Source organism: Marinobacterium iners (genome assembly GCF_017310015.1).
GTDB lineage: Bacteria > Pseudomonadota > Gammaproteobacteria > Pseudomonadales > Balneatricaceae > Marinobacterium > Marinobacterium iners.
Genome location: NZ_CP022297.1, coordinates 3383230 through 3407738, shown reverse-complemented (window position 1 = coordinate 3407738; position 24509 = coordinate 3383230). Strand labels below are relative to the sequence as shown.

The 24509-nt window shown below is 56.9% G+C and carries 26 protein-coding genes; 9 read left to right on the top strand and 17 right to left on the bottom strand.

Features of this window, described 5'->3' with window-relative positions:
* On the bottom strand, positions 1 to 897 hold the full coding sequence (locus tag CFI10_RS16380) for a polyprenyl synthetase family protein (protein WP_206836502.1): 897 nt from the start codon (positions 895 to 897) through the stop codon (positions 1 to 3).
* A 2-nt stretch (positions 898 to 899) separates the two neighbouring features.
* Positions 900 to 1139 carry an exodeoxyribonuclease VII small subunit gene (locus CFI10_RS16375; RefSeq protein ID WP_091826825.1) on the bottom strand — a complete coding sequence of 80 codons (240 nt, stop codon included), beginning with the start codon at positions 1137 to 1139 and terminating at the stop codon, positions 900 to 902.
* Positions 1140 to 1321: 182 nt separating this feature from the next.
* Here CFI10_RS16375 and pomA point away from each other — a divergent pair, with 182 nt between their 5' ends.
* The 3 genes from pomA to CFI10_RS16360 all read left to right on the top strand — a co-directional run bounded on the left by pomA (position 1322) and on the right by CFI10_RS16360 (position 3591).
* Entirely contained in the window at positions 1322 to 2080 is a 759-nt protein-coding gene (gene pomA, locus CFI10_RS16370; protein ID WP_206836499.1) for a flagellar motor protein PomA, read from the top strand.
* A gap of 11 nt (positions 2081 to 2091) precedes the next feature.
* On the top strand, positions 2092 to 3024 hold the full coding sequence (locus CFI10_RS16365) for a flagellar motor protein MotB (RefSeq protein WP_206836494.1): 933 nt from the start codon (positions 2092 to 2094) through the stop codon (positions 3022 to 3024).
* Positions 3025 to 3135: 111 nt separating this feature from the next.
* Positions 3136 to 3591 carry an OsmC family protein gene (locus CFI10_RS16360; RefSeq protein WP_206836492.1) on the top strand — a complete coding sequence of 152 codons (456 nt, stop codon included), beginning with the start codon at positions 3136 to 3138 and terminating at the stop codon, positions 3589 to 3591.
* Between the two features lie 8 nt (positions 3592 to 3599).
* Here the strand turns inward: CFI10_RS16360 and dtd are convergent, their stop codons facing one another.
* The 5 genes from dtd to CFI10_RS16335 all read right to left on the bottom strand — a co-directional run bounded on the left by dtd (position 3600) and on the right by CFI10_RS16335 (position 7974).
* The gene (gene dtd / locus CFI10_RS16355) at positions 3600 to 4049 is read right to left on the bottom strand and encodes a D-aminoacyl-tRNA deacylase (protein ID WP_206836488.1); all 450 of its coding nucleotides are present in this window, start codon (positions 4047 to 4049) and stop codon (positions 3600 to 3602) included.
* A gap of 11 nt (positions 4050 to 4060) precedes the next feature.
* Positions 4061 to 5011, bottom strand: a complete 951-nt coding sequence (gene pip, locus CFI10_RS16350) for a prolyl aminopeptidase (protein ID WP_206836485.1) — start codon at positions 5009 to 5011, stop codon at positions 4061 to 4063.
* A 128-nt stretch (positions 5012 to 5139) separates the two neighbouring features.
* Entirely contained in the window at positions 5140 to 5604 is a 465-nt protein-coding gene (locus tag CFI10_RS16345; protein WP_206836482.1) for a YehS family protein, read from the bottom strand.
* Between the two features lie 110 nt (positions 5605 to 5714).
* Positions 5715 to 7523, bottom strand: coding sequence for a translational GTPase TypA (typA, locus tag CFI10_RS16340; protein WP_206836478.1), 1809 nt, complete (start codon positions 7521 to 7523; stop codon positions 5715 to 5717).
* A gap of 94 nt (positions 7524 to 7617) precedes the next feature.
* Complete coding sequence (locus CFI10_RS16335) at positions 7618 to 7974, bottom strand: hypothetical protein (RefSeq protein WP_206836475.1); 357 nt, start codon at positions 7972 to 7974, stop codon at positions 7618 to 7620.
* Positions 7975 to 8330: 356 nt separating this feature from the next.
* Between CFI10_RS16335 and glnA the strand changes: the two genes are divergently transcribed.
* From glnA to trmL, 4 genes are all read left to right on the top strand, one after another.
* Positions 8331 to 9737 carry a glutamate--ammonia ligase gene (glnA, locus tag CFI10_RS16330; RefSeq protein ID WP_206836473.1) on the top strand — a complete coding sequence of 469 codons (1407 nt, stop codon included), beginning with the start codon at positions 8331 to 8333 and terminating at the stop codon, positions 9735 to 9737.
* Positions 9738 to 9990: 253 nt separating this feature from the next.
* The gene (glnL, locus tag CFI10_RS16325) at positions 9991 to 11079 is read left to right on the top strand and encodes a nitrogen regulation protein NR(II) (protein ID WP_206836470.1); all 1089 of its coding nucleotides are present in this window, start codon (positions 9991 to 9993) and stop codon (positions 11077 to 11079) included.
* A complete protein-coding gene (ntrC, locus tag CFI10_RS16320) occupies positions 11048 to 12493 on the top strand; it encodes a nitrogen regulation protein NR(I) (protein ID WP_206836467.1) in 1446 nt (481 codons plus the stop codon). Before glnL ends, ntrC begins: the two co-directional genes overlap by 32 nt.
* A 42-nt stretch (positions 12494 to 12535) precedes the next feature.
* Positions 12536 to 12994, top strand: coding sequence for a tRNA (uridine(34)/cytosine(34)/5-carboxymethylaminomethyluridine(34)-2'-O)-methyltransferase TrmL (gene trmL / locus CFI10_RS16315; RefSeq protein WP_206836464.1), 459 nt, complete (start codon positions 12536 to 12538; stop codon positions 12992 to 12994).
* On the opposite strand, the gene CFI10_RS16310 is transcribed toward trmL, so the two are convergent.
* From CFI10_RS16310 to leuS, 4 genes are read right to left on the bottom strand one after another with little or no spacing between them, the layout of a single operon-like run.
* Positions 12964 to 13308: a c-type cytochrome gene (locus CFI10_RS16310; RefSeq protein ID WP_206836461.1), complete on the bottom strand. Its 345-nt coding sequence runs from the start codon at positions 13306 to 13308 to the stop codon at positions 12964 to 12966. The two genes, trmL and CFI10_RS16310, sit on opposite strands and share 31 nt — an antisense overlap.
* 59 nt (positions 13309 to 13367) lie before the next feature.
* Positions 13368 to 14405, bottom strand: a complete 1038-nt coding sequence (gene holA, locus CFI10_RS16305; RefSeq protein WP_206836458.1) for a DNA polymerase III subunit delta — start codon at positions 14403 to 14405, stop codon at positions 13368 to 13370.
* Positions 14402 to 14905 (bottom strand): LPS-assembly lipoprotein LptE, encoded by a 504-nt coding sequence (locus tag CFI10_RS16300; protein WP_206836455.1) that lies wholly within the window; start codon positions 14903 to 14905, stop codon positions 14402 to 14404. The genes holA and CFI10_RS16300 overlap by 4 nt, the downstream gene beginning before the upstream one ends.
* 12 nt (positions 14906 to 14917) lie before the next feature.
* Positions 14918 to 17506, bottom strand: a complete 2589-nt coding sequence (gene leuS / locus CFI10_RS16295) for a leucine--tRNA ligase (RefSeq protein WP_206836452.1) — start codon at positions 17504 to 17506, stop codon at positions 14918 to 14920.
* Between the two features lie 249 nt (positions 17507 to 17755).
* Between leuS and CFI10_RS16290 the strand changes: the two genes are divergently transcribed.
* A complete protein-coding gene (locus CFI10_RS16290) occupies positions 17756 to 18310 on the top strand; it encodes a zinc ribbon-containing protein (protein ID WP_091826842.1) in 555 nt (184 codons plus the stop codon).
* Here the strand turns inward: CFI10_RS16290 and lnt are convergent.
* From lnt to miaB, 5 genes are read right to left on the bottom strand one after another with little or no spacing between them, the layout of a single operon-like run.
* Positions 18245 to 19756: an apolipoprotein N-acyltransferase gene (gene lnt / locus CFI10_RS16285; protein WP_206836449.1), complete on the bottom strand. Its 1512-nt coding sequence runs from the start codon at positions 19754 to 19756 to the stop codon at positions 18245 to 18247. The genes CFI10_RS16290 and lnt overlap by 66 nt on opposite strands.
* A 17-nt stretch (positions 19757 to 19773) precedes the next feature.
* Complete coding sequence (locus CFI10_RS16280) at positions 19774 to 20610, bottom strand: HlyC/CorC family transporter (RefSeq protein ID WP_206836445.1); 837 nt, start codon at positions 20608 to 20610, stop codon at positions 19774 to 19776.
* Complete coding sequence (gene ybeY / locus CFI10_RS16275) at positions 20607 to 21071, bottom strand: rRNA maturation RNase YbeY (RefSeq protein WP_091826844.1); 465 nt, start codon at positions 21069 to 21071, stop codon at positions 20607 to 20609. The genes CFI10_RS16280 and ybeY overlap by 4 nt, the downstream gene beginning before the upstream one ends.
* A complete protein-coding gene (locus tag CFI10_RS16270) occupies positions 21068 to 22057 on the bottom strand; it encodes a PhoH family protein (RefSeq protein ID WP_206836441.1) in 990 nt (329 codons plus the stop codon). Before CFI10_RS16270 ends, ybeY begins: the two co-directional genes overlap by 4 nt.
* Before the next feature lie 20 nt (positions 22058 to 22077).
* On the bottom strand, positions 22078 to 23421 hold the full coding sequence (gene miaB, locus CFI10_RS16265; protein WP_091826846.1) for a tRNA (N6-isopentenyl adenosine(37)-C2)-methylthiotransferase MiaB: 1344 nt from the start codon (positions 23419 to 23421) through the stop codon (positions 22078 to 22080).
* Positions 23422 to 23596: 175 nt separating this feature from the next.
* Between miaB and CFI10_RS16260 the strand changes: the two genes are divergently transcribed.
* Positions 23597 to 23920: a DUF1820 family protein gene (locus tag CFI10_RS16260; RefSeq protein WP_206836438.1), complete on the top strand. Its 324-nt coding sequence runs from the start codon at positions 23597 to 23599 to the stop codon at positions 23918 to 23920.
* Positions 23921 to 23937: 17 nt separating this feature from the next.
* Here CFI10_RS16260 and CFI10_RS16255 read toward each other — a convergent pair whose 3' ends face one another.
* Positions 23938 to 24468, bottom strand: coding sequence for a hypothetical protein (locus CFI10_RS16255; protein WP_206836436.1), 531 nt, complete (start codon positions 24466 to 24468; stop codon positions 23938 to 23940).
* Between the last annotated feature and the right edge of the window lie 41 nt (positions 24469 to 24509).

Below are 24509 nucleotides of genomic sequence, written 5' to 3'. Positions count from 1 at the left end.
TCAATGGTCACGCGCAACAATGTAGTCGGTCAGGGCAATCAGCGCTTCGGCATCAGGGCCAAAGCCTGTGAGTATGGCTACGGCTTCCTGGTGCAGTTGGTTCAGTTTTGAGCGTGCACCTTCCATGCCCAGTAGAGCGGGATAGGTGGGTTTGTTCTGCGCCTGATCAGACCCCTGGGGTTTACCCAGCGTGGCTGTATCACCTTCAATGTCGAGCAGGTCGTCCTGGACCTGAAATGCCAGCCCGACCAGGTCGCCAAAGCGACGCAGTTGGTCCAGACGTTCGCCTTCCGGCTCACCGGCTGAAAGTGCGCCCAGCTCTACGGCACAGGTAATCAGTGCTCCGGTCTTGCAGGCGTGCATTGCCTGCAGCTGCTCCAGTGTCAGAGGCTGGCCTACATGACCAAGGTCAAACGCCTGCCCGGCTACCATGCCCTGCCGACCGCTGGCGCGTGCCAGCACCTGCATCATCTTCAGCTGACGCAGTGCCAGTGTTGGGTCGATGATTTCGCTCAGTTGCTCAAACGCCAGGCACTGCAGGGCATCACCGGCCAGGATGGCTGTCGCTTCATCAAAGACAATATGACAGGTGGGCTTGCCGCGACGCAGGTCGTCGTCATCCATCGCCGGCAGGTCATCATGGATCAGCGAATAGCTGTGGATGCACTCAATGGCAACCGCTGCCCGGTCAGTCAGGGCGTGAGGAGGCTGGTCGGTACTGCAGAGCTGGTGGCTAAGGTAGACCAGTGCCGGTCGCAGGCGTTTGCCACCGTTAAGCAGGCCGTAACGCATTGCTTCGGGCAGGCGGGGCTCAAGTGAGGCCGTTTCCTGAAAAAGTTGCTCAAGCTGCAGCTCAGTGCGAGAGCGGTACTGAGCCAGTACCTGCTGAATGTCCATGCCTACTCTTCCCGGTTGGGGAAGTCGTTGGCGTGAATTTCGCCATCCTGCTCAGTCAGCAGCTGCACTTTCTGCTCGGCCTGTTGCAGAATGGTCTGACATTCACGCGTGAGACGTACCCCTTGCTCGAATGAAGCAAGGGCATCTTCAATGGGCAGGTCTCCCTGCTCAAGACGTACCACGAGGCTTTCAAGCTCTGACAGGGCGTGTTCGAAGTCGGGTTTCTCGGCTTTGCGGGTCATGCGGATTTCATCTGATCGGTTAAGGCGTTCACGTTAACCAACCTGCCGACAGGGGTCAATCAGAGCTATGGAAAAAGCTGATCAAAGCGTGAACGTATGTTTAATTCTGGTATGATCTGCTGCTGGCAAAGTCAGCGTTCTTGCCCTTTATTAGCATCGGTACATATTTTCAGGAGCGATCAGTGGATCTGGCTACCCTCGTTGGTCTCTTAGGGGCTTTTGCTATCATCGTTGCCGCGATGGTACTGGGCGGTGATATCGGTATTTTTGTTAACCCACCATCCATGCTGATTGTTGTCGGCGGAACACTGCTGGTGGTGTTGATGAAATTCACCCTTGGGCAGTTTCTCGGTGCCGGAAAAATCATGGCAAAAGCGTTCATGTTCAAGTCGGTTAACCCTGAGGACATCATTGCCGAAACGGTTGATCTGGCAGATGCTGCACGCAAGGGAGGGCTGCTGTCACTTGAGGATAAAGAGGTTTCCTCCGAGTTCATGCAACGTGGTATTCAGCTTTTGGTGGACGGGCATGACCCTGAGGTAGTCAAACAGCTATTGAAGAAAGAGGCAGGCCTTACATACGAGCGACATGACTTTGGCTCCAAGATATTCCGAGCCATGGGCGATGTGGCACCGGCAATGGGCATGATCGGCACCCTGGTGGGCTTGGTACAGATGCTGTCCAACATGTCCGACCCCAAATCGATTGGTCCGGCCATGGCGGTTGCACTGTTGACGACACTGTACGGTGCGATGATCGCCAACATGTTTGCCATTCCGGTGGCGGACAAGCTGGAGGTACGCAAGGATGAGGAGGCGCTGAATCAGGCCCTGATCATCGACGGCCTGCTGGCGATCCAGGCGGGTCAGAACCCGCGTGTAATCGATCAGATGCTGCGCAACTACCTGCCCGAGCGCAAGCGTGTCGTTGCTGAAAGCTGAGGGAGCCGGCCATGAGTGACGACAGCGAAGACAAGAAATGTAAATGTCCGCCGGCGGGGTCACCCTTGTGGATGGCGACCTTTGCCGACCTGATGTCGCTGCTGATGTGTTTCTTCGTGCTGCTGCTCTCCTTCTCGGAAATGGACGTGCTCAAATTCAAGCAGTTGGCCGGCTCAATGCGTGAAGCGTTTGGCGTTCAGAACCAGATCAAGGTGGAAGATATCCCGAAGGGCACCTCCATCATTGCGCAGGAGTTCAGCCCAGGTCGCCCTGAGCCGACGCCCTTGAATGAAGTGCGTCAGATGACGGTCAACAATGACCTTAACAGTCTGGATGTGCGCTCGCGTGAGGGCGAGGCCCAAATCGAAGATGAATTGAAGGGGCTTGAAGAGCTGCGCCGACAGCAGGAAGAGCAGGCTCAACAGGAGGCGGTCGCCGTTGCTCAGGCGCTGGCGGCTGAAATCGGTGAGGGCAGTATTGAGGTTGAAACTGATGGCACTCGCATCATCATCCGAGTAAAGGAGCGTGGATCATTTGATTCTGGCTCGGCCGAGTTGAAGTTTCAGTATATCCCGGTGATCGCCAAAATTCGTGACCTGCTGCTGGATATCAGTGGCAAGGTAGCCATTGAGGGGCACACCGACAATATCCCCTATTCAGGGCGGCGCTTCGAGTCCAACTGGGATCTTTCAGCTGCACGAGCGCTGGCGGTGGCGCATGAACTTTTTGCTGACCGCCGTATAGATCAGTCCCGCTTCAATATTACCGGCTATGCCGATACCCGTGCGCTGGCACCCAACAGCACGGCGGAGCTTCGCGCTCGCAACCGCCGTGTGGAGATTGTCATTCAGAAGGGTGACGCAGAAGAGGCACTGGATCGACTGCAATCACGCCCTGACGGCGATACAGAAGGAACGCCGATTGACCCGAGCGGCCTGTTCTGAGGGCCGGGTCTGGTATTGAGTCATTCTCTTCTTCACCCGAAGGGCGTTTGCATCTGCCGGCGGGAATTAATAATATTAGTTTATTCTTAACTAATGTGTGAGGAGTCGTGCATGAGCGCCGACAAGCGAGTCAGTGTTAACGCCCAAATGACGGAAGGTTTTGCCGTTCGCGCAGATATCCGTGGCCATCAGGTCGTGATTGACCAGCCGGAGGCTGCCCGTGGACAGAACCAGGGACCTACCCCGCTGGAGTATTTTTTGTTCTCGCTCGGTGGCTGTATCTGCACTATCGGCCGTATCGCGGCGATGCAGCAGAAGATTGAGCTGCGTGGCATGAAAGTCAGTGTTGAGGGTGACTACAACCCTGCCGGTTTGCTGGGCAAGCCCAGTGATGACCGCACTGGCTTCCAGCAGATCCAGGTATCAGCCGAAATCGATGCCGACATGACTGATGAAGAGAAGCAGGTGTTTCTGGATGCGGTCTGTGAACGTTGCCCACTGCATGACAATATCAAACTGGAAACACGGGTGACCCACCACTTGGTTGAGCCCAGCTGCATCGCTTGATGCCGCTGTCAGTCGACGGGCGGCACCTCCAGCAGAAAGGTGACCGGCCCGTCATTCAATAGCTCTACCTTCATATCCGCACCAAAGCGACCGGTTTCGACTGACCCATGCATGGCCCGCGCCCGCTGAACAAAGAGGTCATACAGTCGCTCACCTTCAGCGGGTGTAGCACCGCGGGAAAAGCCGGGCCTGAGCCCCTTGCGCGTGTCGGCAACCAGTGTGAACTGCGATACCACCAGCAGCCCGCTCCCTACATCGGTCAGGCTTCGATTCATTTTGCCATCGACATCCGGAAAAATGCGGTAGTTCAGGACCTTTTGCAGCAGCTTGTCAGCTGTTGTTTCGTTGTCACCCTGTTCCACTCCCAGTAATAGCAGAATGCCACCATCAATGGCACCGGTAATCTCGTTATCCACTTTTACGCAGGCATGGCTGACACGTTGAATCAGTCCCTTCACAATATTGCTCCTCAGGCGCTGCGCTGGACAAATTCGTCGGTAGCGTGGACCAGATTGTCGATAATGCCGGGTTCAAAGGCCGAGTGGCCGGCATCTCGAACGATATGTAGATGCGCATGCGGTGCCGCCTGTTGCAGGGCAAAGGCCTGCTCTAGCGGGCAAACCACATCGTAGCGGCCGTGCACGATGGTGATCGGGATATCCGCAAGCCGGTGGGCGTCATTCAGGATCTGATCCGACTCCAGAAACGCCTTGTGGATAAAGTAGTGCGCCTCGATCCGTGCCATCGCAAGGGCAAAATGGGGATCGGCAAAGTGTTCAACGACATCCGGGTTCGGGTCCAGTGTTGAACAGCGCCCCTCCCACACGGACCAGGCCTTGGCTGCTTGCATCCGTACCAAGTCGTTGTTTCCGGTCAGGCGCTGATGGTAGGCACTGAGCAGGTCGCTTCGCTCTGTAGCGGGAATGGGCTGCAAGTAATCCTGCCAGTAGTCGGGGAAGAGGGCGCTGGCACCCTGCTGGTAGAACCACTGTATATCCTGGTCGCGGCAGAGAAAAATGCCGCGCAGAATCATGCCGGCGACGCGTTCAGGGTGCGTCTCGGCATAGACCAGGCTCAGCGTCGAGCCCCAGCTGCCACCAAACAGCAGCCATTGCTCAATGCTGAGGAATTCCCTGATCCGCTCCATGTCCGCCACCAGTGCCTGAGTGGTATTGGCTTCGAGCTCTGCATGCGGCGTTGAGCGACCACAGCCGCGCTGGTCGAACAGGATGATGCGATAGCGCTCGGGGTTGAAGAAACGTCGGTGAGTTGGTCCGCAGCCCCCGCCGGGTCCACCGTGTACAAACAGAACCGGAATGCCGTTGGGGTTGCCGCATTCCTCCACGTACAGGGTATGTCGGTCGCCCACCTCAATATAGTACTCGTGATTGATGCCGATCTCGGGGTAGAGGGTGCGCATGAGACTCTCCTGTGGGTAACGGATAGGGCCAGTATATCGGCCCACTGCAGTCAGGTGAACCGATCTCGATACTCGGGTTGGGTGCGCTGGTCTGACCGGGCTTAAGAGTTCTCTGAATCCGTGGCGCCTCAGTCGTCAGAGCGAAGCCGCCGCTGCAAACCGAGCAGAAAGTTGCGCAGAATCTGGTCTTTGCACTCCCGGTAGTGTTTGTTGTCGGGTTTGCGGAAAAAAGCACTCAGTTCGTGCTTGCTCAGAGGGAATCCAACGCTCCGCAGGGTATCCAGCACATCATCCGAGGTCATGTTCAGGGCAATTTTCAGCTTCATGAATACCATGTTGTTGCTCAGGCGTTTTTCCGGTTGAGGCTGTTCTCCTTCGCGACGACCACGGCGGGTATTGATCAGGCCGTTAAGGAAAATGGCCAGTTCGGTATCTGTCGCCGCGCGGTACGCGGGGTCATCCTCTTTTCGCAACCAGTTGACGATCTGCTCCTGGGTAACAGGGTGGTCGGCAGCTGCAAAGATCTCGACCATGGCCGAATCCTTGAGATCAAAAGTGTAGCGCAGGCGCCGCATTATATCGTTGTTGTTCACGGGTATTCCTTTGTGGGCACCCCATCATCGATCTGCAGATGGGGCCAGACAAACAAAAAAGGCCGGGGATTGCTCCGCCGGCCTTTCCATATGCTCACGTAGTCAAGCGGTTACTTCTTGTTGCGCTTGCGCTCGTTCTCTTTCAGCAGCTTCTTGCGGATGCGGATAGCTGCTGGAGTCACTTCGACCAGCTCATCATCTTCGATGAAATCAAGAGCCTGTTCCAGTGAGTATTTGATCGGCGGGGTCAGAACGATGTTTTCATCGGTACCGGACGCACGTACGTTGGTCAGCTGCTTGCCCTTGGTGGGGTTGATCACCAGGTCATTATTGCGGCTGTGGATACCCAGCACCATGCCTTCATAAACCTCAACGTTCGGGTCTATGAACAGGCGGCCGCGCTCCTGCAGGTTGAACAGGGCATAGCCCAGTGCCTTGCCGGTGACCATGGACACCAGCACACCGTTGTGACGAGAGATCACGTCACCGGCCTTGACCGGGCCATAATGGTCGAAGACCGATGTCATGATGCCGGTACCGGATGTCATGGTCATGAACTGGCTGCGGAAGCCGATCAGGCCGCGGGACGGCATCATGAAGGTCAGGCGTACACGACCCTTGCCGTCCACTTCCATGTTGGTCATGTCAGCGCGACGTTTGCCCAGTTCTTCGATGATGGAACCCTGGTGCTCTTCTTCCACGTCGATCATCACGACTTCGTAAGGCTCGTGAATTTCGCCGTTCACTTCTTTCTGAATAACTTCGGGGCGTGATACACCCAGTTCGAAGCCTTCGCGGCGCATGGATTCGATCAGTACCGACAGATGCAATTCACCACGACCGGATACACGGAATTTTTCCGGGGTATCACCGGGCTCAACACGCAGGGCCACGTTATGAATCAGTTCACGATCCAGACGCTCCTTGATGTTACGGCTGGTGACGAACTTGCCTTCCTGGCCTGCAAACGGAGAATCGTTGACTTGGAAGGTCATGGATACGGTGGGCTCATCAACAGACAGTGCCGGCAGTGCTTCGACCACTTCCGGGTCGCACAGGGTATCGGAGATGTTCAGCTCATCCAGACCGGTCACACAGATGATGTCACCCGCCTGAGCCGTATCAACTTCGATACGCTCCAGACCGTGGTAACCCATGATCTTGAGAACACGGCCGTTACGCACCTTGGCGTGGCTGTCGATCACCTTCACCTGGGTGTTGGTCTTGACTCGGCCGCGTGATACACGGCCAACACCGATAACGCCTACATAACTGTTGTAGTCCAGTGCAGAAATCTGCATCTGGAACGGGCCGTCGGCATCGACACGCGGTGCGTGCACGTGCTTGACGATCGCTTCAAACAGCGGTGTCATGTCGTCGGCCATTTCTTCGGGGTCATTGCCGGCAATGCCGTTCAGGGCAGAGGCGTAGACGATCGGGAAGTCCAGCTGTTCGTCGGTGGCGCCCAGGTTGTCGAACAGGTCAAAGACCTGGTCCATAACCCAGTCCGGACGCGCGCCCGGGCGGTCGATCTTGTTGATGACCACGATCGGGTGCAGGCCCTGAGCAAAGGCTTTCTGGGTTACGAAGCGGGTCTGCGGCATCGGGCCGTCAACCGCATCCACCAGCAGCAGAACCGAGTCCACCATGGAGAGTACACGTTCAACCTCACCGCCAAAGTCCGCATGTCCCGGGGTATCAACGATGTTGATTCGGTAGTCGTTCCAGCGAATGGCCGTGTTCTTGGCCAGAATGGTGATACCGCGCTCACGCTCCTGGTCATTGGAATCCATGATGCGCTCAGCGCTTTCATCGCGGCGGTTCAGAGTGCCTGACTGCTGCAGCAGCTTGTCGACCAGTGTGGTTTTGCCGTGGTCAACGTGGGCGATAATGGCAATATTTCGGAGGTTTTCAATCACGCGTGTGTACCCTGTGATGGTGTAAAGCGCGACATTATACGGAAGGGAGGTTAAACAAGCGATCACTGAGTGATCATTATTCTGTGACAGCAGTCTATTTTTTTCCATTGACCTCAGACTGATACTGCTCGCTTGCGGTGCAGTACTTCTGAGCCATGTGCAGATAGTGCGATCGGGTATCGCCGCTATAGGTATCCGTCAGTGCACGGTAACGACTGCAGAGGGCTCGAAGTGTGTGGGCGGCCTGCTCGCGGCAGAGTCGATACATATAGCTGCTATCGGGGTAGTTGTAGCAGATTGTTTCCAGTCTGATCTCACCGTTACGTTCCAGCCACTGCGCCGGGAAGCGCTTGCGGTAGCTTTCCTCTGAGGCGGTGGAGGCTGTCGCAGCGGTGCTGATGCTCAATAATGCGGTCATCAGTGTGGCAATCATCAATTCCCTGGCAGCCATGTTCCTCTCCGTTGGTTGAGCATCTCGTCGTCACAGGTTACTGGTAAAAAAAGCTGTCGGGAAGCCTGCCTCAGGCACAGCATTTCTGGTCTGATTGCACTATCATGGATTACCGATTACTGGTACGGCCCCAAAATCGACCATCAGTGCACCTTAATGGGTCATTATTTTCAGGAATGCACGATTTTGGTGCCTTCTGTATTGTCAAAGGATGTGAGAGAAAACAGAAAATCAGTGGGTTAGCATGATTTTCAAGATGGCACAGCCTTTGCTTAGGTAATAGCAAACCGGTTTCCGGATCCGTAATGACAGAAGTATTGTTTTGGCAATACTTAATAACGAGTGGGGATAGCCAAATGTCAGAGAAGACTCTGAATCTGATCAAAGAAAGCGGCGCTAAATGGATCGACATGCGCTTCACCGATTTCAAGGGCAAGGAACAGCACGTGACCATCCCTGTCACAGACATGGGTGATGACTTCTTTGAAGACGGCAAAATGTTTGACGGTTCTTCCATTGCCGGCTGGAAGGGTATTCAGGAATCCGACATGATCCTGCGTCCGGATGACAGTGCTTCCGTTCTGGATCCCTTTACCGAAGATGCAACCGTTATCGTACGCTGTGACATCATCGAGCCGGCTACTGGCCAGGGTTATGAGCGTGATCCGCGTTCTGTTGCCAAGCGCGCTGAAGAGTATCTGAAGTCTACCGGTATTGCCGACTCCGCTATGTTGGGCCCAGAACCCGAATTCTTCGTGTTTGACGGTGTTGAATGGCATGCTGATATCAGCGGCTGCGGTTACAGCATCCAGTCTGAAGAAGCATCGTGGGCATCCAACCACAAGATCGAAGGTGGTAACACCGGTCACCGTCCGCGCGTCAAAGGCGGTTACTTCCCGGTTCCACCGATTGATTCCCTGCACGATCTGCGTGCAGCGATGTGTGATGCCATGGAAGCCATGGGCCTGACCATCGAAGTACACCACCACGAAGTGGCGACTGCCGGTCAGTGTGAAATCGGTGTGCGTGGCAACACCCTGGTCGCCAAGGCAGACGAAGTTCAGATCCTGAAGTACTGTGTACACAACGTTGCACACGCATACGGCAAGACCGCTACCTTCATGCCCAAGCCGCTGGTTGGTGATAACGGTTCCGGCATGCATGTTCACCTGTCCATGTCCAAGGACGGTGCCAACATCTTCGCGGGTGACGGCTACGGTGGTCTGAGCGAAACCGCTCTGTACTACATTGGTGGTATCGTTAAGCACGCCAAAGCGCTGAATGCTATCTGCAACCCGTCTACCAACTCCTACAAGCGTCTGGTCCCGGGCTTCGAAGCACCGGTAATGCTGGCGTACTCCGCTCGCAACCGTTCCGCTTCCCTGCGTATTCCGTACACCACCAGTCCGAAAGGGCGTCGTGTTGAAGCGCGCTTCCCTGATCCGGCTGCCAACCCGTACCTCTGCTTTGCAGCGCTGCTGATGGCCGGCCTTGACGGTATCCAGAACAAGATTCACCCGGGCGATCCGGCTGACAAGGATCTGTACGACCTGCCGCCGGAAGAGGCAAAAGAGATCCCGACTGTTGTCGCCTCTCTGACCGAAGCGCTGGATGCTCTGGAAGAAGACCGTGAGTTCCTGACACGTGGCGGCGTATTCACCGACGACATGCTGGATGCGTACATCAAGCTGAAGCGTGAAGAAGTGGCCAAAGTGAACATGACCACTCACCCGGTCGAGTTCGACCTGTACTACTCCGTGTAATTCGACACTGAGTTGTAAAACTGAAAAGGCTTCCCTCGGGAGGCCTTTTTTGTCTCCGGTATTCAGGCTTGTGCATTTCCGGTGCAAGAGTGCACCGGATTAAATCTTTGCACTATTATGGTGCGTAATGCCATTTTCAATAGCTGACCTACAGGGCCTTGGTTTGGCCTCAAGCCTCATGTGCCGGGCGATTGGGATTTCAGAAAAACTGGCGCTTTTCTTGCATGAGAAGGGTCAGGAAGGAGAGCAGCCGATGTCCCGTTCACAGTCACACAAGCAGATACTGGATAACCTGACCAGTTCGGTATTGGTACTGAACGAGTCCCTTTGCATCCAGTACATGAATCCGGCCGCTGAAATGTTGCTGGAAGCCAGTGCGCGACGGCTCAAGAATCGCCCCATTGAAGAGTGGCTGTCGTCCAGTGAAGCGGAGCTGGATGTCCTGCGCCAGTCATTGTGCAGCGGCCACCCCTACAGCAAGCGGGAAGCTCGGCTGGTGACTCAGACCGGGCAGGAGTTGACAGTTGATTACAGCGTCAACCCGATACCGGATGGAGGGATTCTGCTTGAGATACAGGCCCGTGACCGATTGATGCGAATTGAGCGGGAAGAGGAACTGCTCACCCGTCATGCCAGTGCACGGATATTGGTACGAGGGCTCGCGCATGAGATCAAGAATCCGCTTGGCGGCATCCGTGGGGCTGCCCAGTTGCTGGACCGCGAGCTTGATCGGGAAGAGTTGCATGAATACACCCAGATCATTATTGAAGAAGCGGATCGGCTGCGCCACCTGGTGGATCGCCTGTTGGGGCCGCATAAACTGCCGGTGATTGAACGGGTGAACATTCACGCCATTCTTGAGCATGTCTGCAGTCTGGTAAAGGCCGAAACCGGTAATCGCGTCAAACTGATGCGCGACTATGATCCGAGTATTCCCGAGTTTGATGGTGCTCGGGGCCAATTAATTCAAGCGGTTCTGAATATCATCCGCAATGCGGTACAGGCGATGGAGGAAGCCGGCACAACGGCGCCTCAGGTCATGCTGCGTACACGAGCTCTGCGCCAGATTACATTGGGCACAGAGCGGCATCGGCTGGTGTGCTCACTTGAGATAATCGACAACGGTCCGGGAATACCCGACGAAATTGCCGATACCATTTTTTACCCCATGGTCAGCAGCCGGGCGCAGGGGTCTGGTCTGGGCCTGTCCATCGCCCAGTCGATCATGAATCAGCACAAGGGGCTGATCGAATTTACGTCGGAGCCGGGGCAGACCCGCTTCAACCTGTTTATACCACTGGAGTTGAGTCATGACACAAGCAGCCAAGGTCTGGATCGTTGATGACGACCGCTCGATCCGCTGGGTTCTCGACAAGGCGCTGACATCGGCAGGCTTCGAGACCGAAGCCTTCGATTCGGCGCAGCCACTGCTGGCACGACTGGAAGACGAGCACCCGGATGCCATTCTGAGTGACGTGCGCATGCCGGGCATGGATGGGCTGAAGCTGTTGCAGCATCTGCACGAGGTGATGCCGCAGCTGCCGATCATCATCATGACAGCCCATTCGGATCTCGACAGTGCCGTGGCCTCCTATCAGGGTGGTGCCTTTGAGTATCTGCCCAAACCGTTTGACGTGGATGAGGCGCTTTCACTGGTGCGACGTGCGGTTGCACATGCCCAAGAACAGCGCGAGCAGACGGCACAACCCCAGCCTGAGCAGGCGGCTGAAATTATCGGTGAAGCGCCTGCCATGCAGGAGGTGTTCCGTGCCATTGGGCGGTTGGCACACTCAAACATTACGGTGCTGATCAACGGTGAGTCGGGCACCGGCAAGGAGCTGGTTGCTCATGCCCTGCATAAGCACAGCCCGCGAGCAGAGAAGCCGTTCATTCCACTGAATATGGCGGCGATTCCGCGAGACCTGATTGAGTCCGAACTGTTCGGGCATGAGAAAGGTGCCTTCACCGGAGCCGCCGCGAGCCGTCGCGGCCGTTTTGAGCAGGCGGATGGTGGCACCCTGTTTCTGGACGAAATTGGTGATATGCCGGCGGATACCCAGACTCGACTGCTGCGTGTACTGGCCGATGGCGAGTTCTATCGGGTTGGCGGTCATACACCGGTGCGAGTGGATGTCAGGATCATTGCTGCAACCCACCAGAATCTGGAGAAGCTGGTACGGGACGGGCGTTTCCGTGAGGACCTGTTTCACCGCCTCAATGTTATCCGCATCCATATCCCGCGGCTGGCGGAGCGGCGCGAAGACATTCCGCGCCTGGCACGGCACTTTCTGGCCAGTTCGGCCGAAGAGCTGGCGGTAGAACCCAAGGTACTGAAACCGGAAACGGCCGAGTTCATGTGTGATCTGTCATGGCCTGGCAATGTGCGTCAGCTGGAAAATACCTGTCGCTGGCTGACGGTGATGGCATCCGGGCGTGAGGTGCTGGTCTCTGATCTGCCGCCAGAGCTGCTGGAGCAGCAGCAACATGATCCCAAGGTGGCCGGTACCAGTTGCAGCTGGCAGGAAGGATTGAGGCTCTGGGCCGAACAGCAGTTGGCACGAGGCTCAGAAGGTATCCTGCAGGAGGCTGTGCCGGCCTTTGAGCACGTCATGATTACCGCCGCGTTGGGAGCCACTGCTGGTCGCCGACGTGATGCCGCTCGTCTGCTGGGCTGGGGGCGCAACACCTTGACGCGCAAGATCAAGGAGCTGCAGATGGATACCTCCGGTCTTAATGATGAAGAGGGTGACGATTAACTGCTGGCCGGTATAATGTGGGCCGATCCACCGGAGACTCTGATGCTTGATCTGGCCCTTTACCAACCCGAAATTCCACCGAATACCGGGAACATCATCCGCCTGTGTGCCAACACCGGCTTTCGTCTTCACTTGATCCGGCCACTGGGGTTTGATCTTGACGACAAACGTTTGCGTCGGGCGGGGCTGGATTACCATGAGTGGGCCCGGGTACAGGTACATGATGATCTGCAGTCCTGCCTGGAGGCGCTTAGGCCTCGGCGCGTCTGGGCGCTGACGACCAAGGCAAAACGTGGTTACGCCGATGCCGACTTTGCTCCCGGCGATCTGCTGTTGTTCGGCCCCGAAACCCGGGGTCTCCCCGCCGAAGTCATTCAGCAGCATTCAGGCCTGCGCCTGCCGATGCTGGCTGACAGTCGCAGTCTGAATCTGTCCAACGCCTGCGCTGTCGTGGTGTACGAGGCTTGGCGTCAGTTGGGGTTTGAGGGGGCTCTTGCCTGAGCCCTGCGTCGCTCGATGACAAATTCCGCCAGTGCATCGGCCTGCAGGTCGCTGAGTTGGCTGAAGGTGGGCATGTGTTTGTGCCCCTGGTCATAGTCATGCTTGATCATCAGGACGATCTCGTGTCGCTGCAATGAGCGTTCAGTGAGCGGGACCTGTTCCAGAAAAGGGCCAAGTCCGGCTTTCTGGTGACAGTTTTGGCAGTAGTAGGCATACAGCTTATCCCCCTGCTTCATCCGCTCGGGCGGTGTCTCTCCACAGGCGGTCAGCAGCAGGGGAATGATCGGTAATACAGAGTATCGCAACAGCTTCATGCCGGTTCCTCAACCAAGTCTGCCGTTGAATACTAACAGTCGTTCCTGAATCTGTCAGTTTAGTGTACCGGGTGTGGCAGGCCCAGCTGGCAGCCTGAAAGCTCGAGTGTGAGGCTGGACAGCAGTAGCCAGGGGCAACTGTTGAGCTGGCCCTTGATCGCCAAATCAATATCATGGCTCAGTACCAGCAGGCCTTCCAGCCTTGCCGCTGGCGTCTGTTGACAGGCCTTGCGCATCAACGGCTTGCGCTTGCCCCAAATTTTCTCTCGCTGGCACAGGGTGTCATAGGGTACGCCTGACGCCAGTCCGCGCTGCAGGTTGAGCAGGGTCCGAATTTCTCGGGTAAGCGCCCAGAGTACCAGAGTGGCCTCGATGCCTTCCTGGCGCAGGACCTGCAGGATCTTCTGGCAGCGTGCGGGGTCGCGCATCAGTACGGCATCACTGAGTGCAAAAATGTCGTAACGGGAGCTGTCTGCGACGGCTTCAACCACTTGCTCGGCATCGATGGTTTGGTTGGGGTAAAGCAGGTTGAGCTTGTCCAGTTCCTGTTTGGCTGCCAGCAGATTGCCCTCTATCCGTGCACACAGCAGTTGCAGTGCATCGCCACTGAGTTGGAGTCCTTGAGCGGCAGCACGCTGTGACATCCACTGCGGCAGCTGTTCAGGCTCAACTGGCCAGATCTCTACTACCAGCCCACATTTTTCGACCTGCTTGAACCAGGCACTTTTTTTTGCACCGGCATCGAGTCGGTCGGCCTGAATCAACAGCACATTGTCGGGAGCGGGATTATCAAGATAGCGCTGCAGCAGTGCACTGGCCTGTTTGTCCAGCTTCTGGCTGCCCAGGCGCAGCTCGATGATCTTGCGGTCGGCAAACAGGGACAGGGCGTTGGCGCTTTCCAGCAGGCGCTCCCAGGAGAAGCCTGCATCCACATGCATCACGTCACGCTCGGTAAAGCCTGCCTGACGCAGCCAGGCGCGAATGGCATCGCAGCTTTCAGCATGCTGCAGCGGCTCGTCCCCGGTGATCATAAATACCGGGGCGGGGGAAGTGAGACGCTGCAGCTGAGCGTTCAGCTGTTCCGCACGGGTTTTCATTGCGCGGTGTTGACGCGCAGGTACTGACGTACCACTTGCTGGGCAAGATCCTGCAGCATCTGCTGTCTGATCAGTATTTCCTGTGAGCCGCTGGCGGTAATGTTGTCGCGCTCGTTGCGATAGACACGTTCGTTCATGATTCTGCGTTCGGGCATTACGACCGCATTGTCATGCTGACGATCCAGTACCCGGAAGCGGATTTCCGAGCGCAGTTCATATTCAGCCGCATCGGCATTACCGGTCAGTGTGGCGATACGGCGAGTATGTCGTTCCGACAGTATTTCCAGTTGATAGCGGCCTGACTCCGTAAGGCTAATCCGGTTCACCTCCAGTGCCGAGCGCAGTTCCGGCTCAATCTGACTGGGTGTGGACTCGGTTACCAGATGCACCTGACGCAGTACCTCCGGTACATCATAGAGGCCGCGCAACTTGAAGCCGCAGGCACTCAGTGTCAGGCTCATCAGTACAGCAAACAGGGGCAGGGTCAGGCGCTTGGTCATGGCAGTCTCCGTTCAGCCCACAACAATATTGAGCAGCTTGCCGGGCACAACGATTTTTTTGCGAATCGTTTTGCCTTCAAGGTGCTTCTGTACGTTTTCGCTGGCCAGGGCGGTGTGCAGGATCACGTCTTCGTCCGCATCGGCGGATACGGTAATCTTGGCGCGAACCTTACCGTTGACCTGCACAACCAGTTCAACGCTGGCGCGGGTCAGCGCCGATGCATCCACCTGGGGCCAAGGAGTGTGCAGCAGGTCATCCGTGTGGCCCAGTTCAAGCCAGAGCTGGTGCGTAATATGAGGCACAATGGGGGACAGCAGGCGGATGGCGGCTTCCAGTGCCTCTCGGGTCACGGCACGGCCCTGCTCGCTGACATCCACAAAACGACCGATGGCGTTGGACAACTCCATAACGGCTGCGATCGCCGTGTTGAAGGTTTGGCGTCGTTCCATGTCATCGCTCACCTTGGCGATGGTTTCGTGCACCTTGCGACGCAGGTCGCGCTGCGTTTCGTCAAGTGCTTCAATGTCCAGTGCCGGGCATGCGATACCCTGCTGCAGATGGTCATGCACCTGCTTCCAAAGGCGACGCAGAAAGCGGTGTGCCCCTTCTACTCCCGAGTCGAGCCATTCCAGCGATTGCTCCGGCGGCGCGGCAAACATCATGAACAGACGCACGGTATCGGCACCGTAGCGGTCGATCATGATCTGCGGATCGATGCCGTTGTTCTTGGACTTGGACATCTTCGACATGCCGTCGTGGTTAAGCTCCCGACCTGCGGCGTCGGTGGCACGAATCACGCGGCCCTTTTCGTCTTTCTCGGTGGTAACGTCAGCCGGGGAGACCCACATCTGACCGCCTTTTTCGCTTTCATAGTAGAAGCTGTCGGCCAGTACCATGCCCTGACACAGCAGGCGTTTGAATGGCTCGTCGGAGTCGACCAGACCTTCGTCACGCATCAGTTTGTGGAAGAAGCGCGAGTAGAGCAGGTGCAGAATGGCATGTTCGATACCGCCGATGTACTGATCCACCGGCAGCCAATGATTGGCCTGCTTGGGGTCGAGCATGGCATCAGGATTCATGCTGGCATAACGGGCGTAGTACCAGCTGGACTCCATGAAGGTATCGAAGGTGTCGGTTTCACGTTCAGCAGGACCGCCGCACTTGGGGCAGGTCGTGTCGATGAAGTCGCGCATCTTCTTGATCGGTGAGCCTGTGCCATCGAATTCGACCTCTTCCGGCAAACGCACCGGCAGCTGGTCTTCAGGCACCGGCACGGCGCCGCAGCTGCTGCAGTTGATCACGGGAATCGGTGCGCCCCAGTAACGCTGGCGCGAAACACCCCAGTCGCGCAGGCGGTAGTTGATGGTGGTGCGACCCTTGTTCTTGCGCTCCAGCTCCTTGGCAATCGCTTTAAAGGCAACGTCAAACTCCAGGTCATCAAAATTGCCGGAGTTGACCAGTACGCCCTTGTCGGTAAAGGCTTCTTTCTCGAGGTCTACGCTCACGTCACCATTCAGCGGTGCGACGACCTGCTTGATGGGCAGGCCGTACTTGCGGGCAAACTCCCAGTCGCGCTGGTCGTGGCCTGGTACTGACATCACCGCACCAGAACCATAATCCATCAGTACGAAGTTGGCTGTCCAGACCGGAAGCTTTTCACCGGTCAGCGGGTGTACTGCTTCAATTCCCAGTGCCATGCCTTTCTTTTCCATGGTTGCCATGTCGGCTTCGGCAACCTTGGTGTGGCGACACTCTTCGACGAATGCAGCCAGCTCGGCATTGTTTTCAGCGGCCTGCAACGCCAATGGATGCTGGGCCGCAACTGCTACGTAGGTTACGCCCATCAGGGTGTCTGGGCGGGTGGTGAACACTTCAAGTTCGCCGTAGCCGTCCACCTGGAAGCTGAGTTCGACCCCTTCCGAGCGGCCAATCCAGTTACGTTGCATGGTCTTGACCTGTTCCGGCCAACCATCGAGCTTGTCCAGGTCGTCCAGCAACTGGTCAGCATAGTCGGTGATTTTCAGAAACCACTGTGGGATCTTCTTCCGCTCGACAAGCGCGCCGGAGCGCCAGCCTCGACCATCGATTACCTGTTCATTGGCCAGAACTGTCTGATCAACCGGATCCCAGTTGACCTCAGCTTCCTTCTTGTAGACCAGCCCCTTTTTCATCAGTCGGGTAAAGAACCATTGCTCCCAACGGTAATATTCAGGGTGGCAGGTGGCCAGCTCGCGTGACCAGTCATAGCCAAAGCCCATTTGCTTGAGCTGATGGCGCATGTAGTCGATGTTTTCGTAGGTCCACTTGGCCGGTGGTACGTTGTTTTTCATTGCCGCATTCTCAGCCGGCAGACCAAACGCATCCCAGCCCATTGGCTGCAGTACGTTGCGTCCCTGCATGCGCTGGTAGCGGGAAACCACATCACCGATTGTGTAGTTGCGAACGTGCCCCATGTGCAGGCGGCCGCTGGGGTAGGGGAACATGGAAAGGCAGTAGAAGGGCTCTCCCGGCGCACTTTCGTCCGCCTTGAAGCTGTCCTGTTGTTCCCAATGCTGCTGTACCTTGGGCTCGATATCCTGGGGGGTATATTGTTCGTTCATTATGATCGGCTGCAACTCACTGATAACGGGAATGTGCGCTGTGTGGCCGGTCGTCACCGGGCCAGCGCCGTAAAAGGCTGAATGTGGCATAGCATACAATATTCCCCTCGTCGTCAACAGGGGAGAAGTCGGCAGCGAGCCGTAGCGCAGAGATTGACCTGCAGCGCTGAGCTTTTCCACAATCGGGGATATACTGAATGCAAAAGGGGCGCGAGAATCGGGCCCCGCCCGCTGACACAGGAGTTGCCCATGAGCGAGCATGAACAGAAAACCCCAAAGCATTCGGATCAGGCACCGCGTGCCTATGATCGGGTGCTGGAACGTTTGCGCCAGCGGCTTGATGAGGCCGGTGAGGTAAGTTGGGACTATCTGCAGGATCAGATCGAAGAAGCGGCAGAGCTGGAGTTGGCTGCTGAAGAGATGACCCGGGATGAAGTCGAGCTGATGAAGGCCTATTTGCGGCGTGATCTGAAGCAGCTTGGTTACTATGCGCATGAAACCGGTGATGGCCTTGCGGCTTGGCTGAACTTCGATCTGGGGGTGCTGGAAGAGAAGGTGCGCCAGGCGCTGCTGGATCTGGCCGACAAGACTCGCGTTCAGCATGAGCTGCTGCGTGAACAGCTGGCTCATGATGAAGATCAGTATCTGGCAGGCGAAGTCAGTGCGCCGGGCACTTTGCGCTGCCTGCAGTGCGGTGAGTCTCAGCAGCTCAAGGCAACCGACAAAATTGCCGCCTGTTCACACTGTGGTGCGGTGGTGTTTGAGCGGGTGTCGCTGCCCTGGGCGCCAGTAACCCAGCAGTAGCAGGCCTGCAAGCCCTGCCAGCAAAGGCCAGAGGCCAAAATGCTGCCAGGGCGTATTGCCCTGCATCGGTTGCACCTCGCCGGTGAGAGTGGTCGAGCTGTCAAGCGGAGCCTGTCCACTGACCTTGCCTCTGGGGTCGATCAGTGCTGTATAGCCGTTGTTGGTGCCGCGCAGCAGCCAGCGACCGTTTTCCAGTGCCCGCATGCGGGCGATCTGCAGGTGTTGTTCCGGCGCGATGGAGCGCCCAAACCAGGTGTCGTTGGATACGGTCAGCATCAGGCTGCTGTCACGGGCCAGGCGGTTGACCAGTTGCGGGTAGGCGATCTCATAGCAGATCGCCGGCGCAATGCGCAGGTTATCCAGCTGCAGCGTATCGGTATTGTCTTCAGGCAGGCTGAAGCTGGACATGGGCAGGTTGAAAAAATCGATCACACCACGCAGCTGCTTCTCCAGCGGTACATATTCGCCAAAGGGGACCAGCCGCTGCTTGTGATACAGATCGCTGCCGTTACTGAAAATACCCAGACTGTTGTGAAAGCGCTGGCCGAAAGGGCTGTTCGGGTCGGCTTCGGCATAGGGAAAGCCGCTGATCAGGGTGACGCCATTGTGATCAAGCTGATCCAGAAACGGGCCCAGTATGGGGGCTGCTCGATTGAAGGTGGAAGGAATGGCAGTCTCGGGCCAGATCAGCAGGTCTGCATCAGGGTGCTGGCGACTGAGCTGCATCTGTTGCTGCAGAATCCGTCTCAGCTGGTCCGGCTGCCATTTCTGCAACTGCGGTATGTTGGGTTGCACCAGCACGACTTTCAGTGCGGGAGAGTCGGCTGGCTGGGTCCAGTTTTGAGGCAGCAGCAGGGAACCGACCGCCAGCAGCACGCCCGGCAACAGTGGCAGCCATTTGCGATCTGCCAGAGCGCGGGCACTGGCGGTGGCCAGCAGTACCAGAATCAATGACAGCCACCAGATACCAAACAGGGGTGCCCATCGCTCCAGTGGGGTGTCCAGCACGGCATAGCCCAGATACAGCCACGGGAAGCCCGTCAGCAGCCAGCTGCGCAGCCACTCGAATCCCACCCAGACAACCGTGAATATCAGCCAGCGCTGTCCGGCGTTTCGGGCCAAATGGGCAAACAGCCAACCCTGCAGTGCAAACAGCAGGGCCAGTGCCATCACGAACAGCGCTGTCAGCGCAGTGGCCAGTATGGCTGAAGCGCTGCCGTAGGTGTTGATGCTGACATAGACCCAAGAGACTCCGGCACCCCAGAATCCCAGGCCAAAACAGTAGCCGCTGAACAGGGATTGCCGGGGTGTCTGGTGGCGCTGGATCAGGTAAAGCAGGGCGGGACCCAGCAACACCAGCAGTTTGAGGTCAAAGGGCGCCAGTGCCAGCGTGATGCTGGCACCTGCAAGCAGTGCAGTAAAGACTGTCGTCAGTGATCGAGCCATGCGGTCAGTGCTCACGCTCAGGTGCGGGTAACCTGCAACAGGCGCAGGCGTCGGTTGTCGGCCGACAGCACTTTGAAGTTGAAACCTTCGATGACAATGCTTTCATCCTTGGCCGGCAGGTGTCCGAAGTGTTGAGTGACGATGCCGCCAATGGTGTCAAATTCGTCATCGGAGAAGCCGACGTCAAAATAGGCGTTGAAATCCTCGATGGGTGTCAGTGCCTTGACCAGGTAGCCATTATCGTCGAACGGTTTGATGTTGCCGTCATCTTCCTCGGCGTCATGCTCGTCTTCGATCTCGCCAACAATCTGCTCCAGCACATCCTCGATTGTGATCAGCCCGGCGATGCCGCCATATTCGTCCACCACGATCGCCATATGATTGCGGGTGCCGCGGAACTCGTTGAGCAATACATTGAGGCGCTTGCTTTCAGGGATGAATGTGGCCTTGCGCAGGCACTGGCGGATGTCGAACTGATCAAGCGTCCCTTCAAGCATGTAAGGCAGCAGGTCTTTGGCCAGCAAAATGCCAAGCACCTCGTCGGGATTCTCGCCGCAGACAGGAAAGCGGGAGTGGGCGCTGGAGATGATCACCGGCAAAAACTCGCGTGGTGTCTGGTTGACCTGCACCATGGTCATTTGTGAGCGCGGAATCATCACATCCCGCACCTGCATTTCGGTGACCTGAATGGCGCCTTCGATGATGCCATGAGCATCGTTGTCCAGAATCCCGGATTCGCAGGCCTGCTGCAGAATTTCGCGGACATCCTCTCGGCTGCGGGGCTCGTCAGAAAAGGCCTGGGCCAGTTTTTCCAGCCAGCTTTTTGACGTGCCGCTCGATCGGTCTTCGCTCATACTGGTCCTCTGAATGCATAGGGGTCGGCTATATCCAGCCGGGCCAGCAGGGCGCGTTCCAGCGCCTCCATCTCCTCGGCTTCGTCGTCATTTATATGATCGAATCCGAGCAGATGCAAGGCTCCGTGCACAACCATGTGTGCCCAATGGTCCTGCAGGGCCTTGTGTTGCTCTTCCGCCTCCTGGGCCACCACTTCGGCGCAGATCACCAGATCACCCAGTAGCGTGACCGGAATTCCGGCTGGAACTTCAAACGGAAATGAGAGGACATTGGTCGGTGCATCCTTGCCGCGGTAGTCGCGGTTCAGCTCTCGACTTTCCTCTGGGCTTACCACGCGGATGCACACTTCGCCTTCGGATTTCTGCTGCTTCAGAACCGTTTCCACCCAGCGTGCAAAGTCGGCTTCGGAGGGTAGGTCGGGTGCATCACATGCAATCTGCAGATCAATCTGTGTGCTCAATTGTCCTGCTCCTGTGCGCTCTCATACCGTTCATAGGCTTCAACAATATGCTGTACCAGCGGATGGCGTACCACATCCTTCGAACCGAAATGGGTAAAGCCGATCTCTTTTACGCCATCCAGTACCTCCATCGCATGCAGCAGACCCGAGCGGGTGCCCTTGGGCAGGTCGATCTGGGTCTTGTCGCCGGTGATCACCGCAGTGGAACCGAAGCCGATACGGGTCAGGAACATTTTCATCTGTTCCCGGGTGGTGTTCTGGGCTTCGTCCAGAATCACGAACGAGCCGTTCAGTGTGCGACCACGCATGTAAGCCAGCGGTGCAACCTCGATCACGTTGCGCTCGATCAGCTTGGCAACCTTTTCGAACCCCATCATCTCATACAGCGCGTCATAGAGCGGTCGAAGATAGGGGTCAACCTTCTGGCTCAGGTCGCCGGGCAGGAAACCCAGTTTTTCACCGGCTTCGACCGCTGGGCGCACCAGCAGGATGCGACTGACTTCTTCACGCTCCAGTGCTTCCACGGCACAGGCCACGGCCAGGTAGGTCTTGCCGGTGCCGGCCGGGCCGATGCCGAAGTTTATATCGTGGGTGCGGATGCGCTGCACATAGTCCTGCTGATTGCCGCCGCGTGGACGGATCAATACCTTGCGGGTACGAATGGCGTAGCGTTTTTCCGCTTCAGTTTCGGCCTTGTCGCGCTTGGGCTGATCCAGACCACTGCCCTGCAGTTGCAGGTGGATCTGTTCGGGAGACAGATCGGCGCCACCCAGAATCTGCTGATAAATCTGCTCCAGCAGTGCGGTCAATGCCTTGACCTGAGTCGGCTGACCGACCAGCTGAAAACGGTTGCCACGGTTGCGGATCTCGACGCCGGTGCGTTCCTCAAACAGTTTGAGGTGAGCATCAAACTGGCCGCACAGAGTGAGCAGGGCTGCCGGGTTATTGGGTTCCAGCAGCAGGGTGACGGATTGGGTCGGGGTCAAAAAATGCTCCTCGGGAAAAATCAGTGATCAAGCTCGGAGCTGACCAGCTCACCCAGCAGGGAGTTGGCGTAGGCCTGAGCGATACGTACATCGGCAAAGTGGCCGATCAGGTCAGGGTTGTCACAGCGGAAGTTGACCACTCGGTTGTTCTCGGTGCGGCCAGACAACTGCCCTGGGTCTTTTTTGGAATAGCCGTTGACCAGAATGCGTTGCGTAGTGCCCACCATGTGTCGGCTGATCTGAAACGCCTGCGCAGTGATGCGGTCCTGCAGGATCTTCAGACGCTGCTTCTTGGTTTCTTCGTCCACGTTGTCCGGCAGATCGGCGGCCGGAGTGCCCGGGCGTCGGCTGTAGATAAAGCTGAACGAGGCGTCAAAGCCGATCTCGGCGATCAAGTTCATGGTGGCTTCAAAATCGGCCTCGGTCTCGTTGGGGAAGCCGATGATGAAGTCGGAGGAGAAACTGATGTCCGGACGCAATTTCTTGATGCGGCGCAGTTTGGACTTGTACTCCAGTACCGTGTGACCGCGTTTCATAGCCATCAGAATACGGTCGGAGCCACTCTGTACCGGCAAGTGCAGATGACTCACGAGCTCGGGTACTTCCGCATAGACATCGATCAGGCTGTCGCTGAACTCTACCGGGTGCGAGGTGGTGAAGCGGATGCGGTCGATGCCGTCGATGGCCGCCACGCAGCGGATCAGCTCAGCCAGGTCGGCGCTGTCGCCGTCATGGGTAGCGCCGCGATAGGCGTTCACGTTCTGCCCCAGCAGGTTGACTTCGCGTACGCCCTGTTCCGCCAGTTCGACACATTCAGCCAGGACATCATCCAGCGGACGACTGACCTCTTCGCCGCGGGTGTAAGGCACCACACAGAAAGTGCAGTACTTGCTGCAGCCTTCCATTACGGACACAAACGCTTCGGCGCCTTCCACCTTGGGAGCCGGCAGGTGGTCAAATTTCTCGATCTCGGGGAAGCTGACATCCACGATACCAACACTGCCCTTGCGGCTTTCGGTAATCATTTCCGGCAGGCGGTGCAGGGTCTGCGGTCCGAAAATCATGTCGACATAGGGCGCGCGTTCCAGAATTGCGGACCCTTCCTGAGATGCAACACAGCCACCGACACCGATCATCAGGTCAGGCTTGTTCTGCTTCAGTTTGCGCCAGCGCCCCAGCTGGTGGAACACCTTGTCCTGCGCCTTCTCACGGATTGAGCAGGTGTTCAGCAGCAGGACATCCGCTTCGTCCGGATTGTCCGTCAACTCCAGCGCGTGGCTCTCGCCCAGCAAGTCTGCCATGCGGGAGGAGTCGTATTCGTTCATCTGACAGCCATGTGTCTTGATAAACAGCTTTTTGGCCATGAATCACCTGTGTTGCGTCGTGAAAATAAAAAGGGCCTCGAAAGAGGACCGCGAATTATACCCAAGGGGGGCGTTGTCGGCTACAAACTGATCAAAAAATGCTCAGCCTTGTTTTTCTTTGGGCTGCCCCCATAATCGCCGCAGCAACGAAGTTTATGTCGGAGTGAGTCGGGCCATGGCCAATGAAGAACGTCTTTATCGTGTCAGTTTCGTCAATCAGGACAAGGTGTACGAGGTTTACGTCCGACATGTCTATCAAAGCGACATGTGGGGGTTCATTCAGTTGGAAGAGTTTGTTTTCGGCAATCGTTCAGAGTTGCTGGTCGATCCCAGTGAAGAAAAACTGAAGCAGGAGTTTGCTGATGTAAATACCTGCTATGTGCCGATGCAGGCCATCATTCGTATTGATGAGGTTCGCAGCGAAGGCGTTGCGCGCATCAGTGAGGCCAAAGGGAATGTGGCGGCTTTCCCTTTGGCTCCTCCCAAACGTGACAAATAATCGTAGCGTCAGTGTGCCTAGCGTACAGTGCGTTCGGCCGTGAGGTTGTTGCCGCAGTTGCTGTTGCGCAGCTCGCTGCCGTTGAGCAGGGCAAAACGGTCAGTGGCATGGTATTCCACGCTCTGGTCTTCGGCATAGATCAGCTCGGCACCTTCAATCCGAAAACAGCCCAGGTCACGATGCTGCCAGACCTGTTTCCAGACTTTGTCACCACTGTGCTCGCCCGGCGCAAAGGGGCCGGCAACACGAAGCCATGTGTCGGGACGACCACTTTTTTTCGAGTTCACACGTTGACCGCTGTGGGTAAAGGCGGTGGTTTTGAACATCACGTACTGCAGTGTCTTGTCCGTACCGTTGATAAAGCTGATATGTGCATCACTGCTGCCACCGGCACGGTGGTCGCTGATCATCAATACCGGCTTGAGCACAGGGGCTTGTTTGGGCTGTGCAACCGGTTCAGGCTTCTTTTGGGCGCAGGCACTGAGCAGTGCTGCCGTCAGTGCCAGGCTGCCCAGTCGAATCACCTGACGGGCTGAAGGTATGGTCATGCAGGTCTCCATGGAGTTGATGATCCTCATTTTTAATTCTG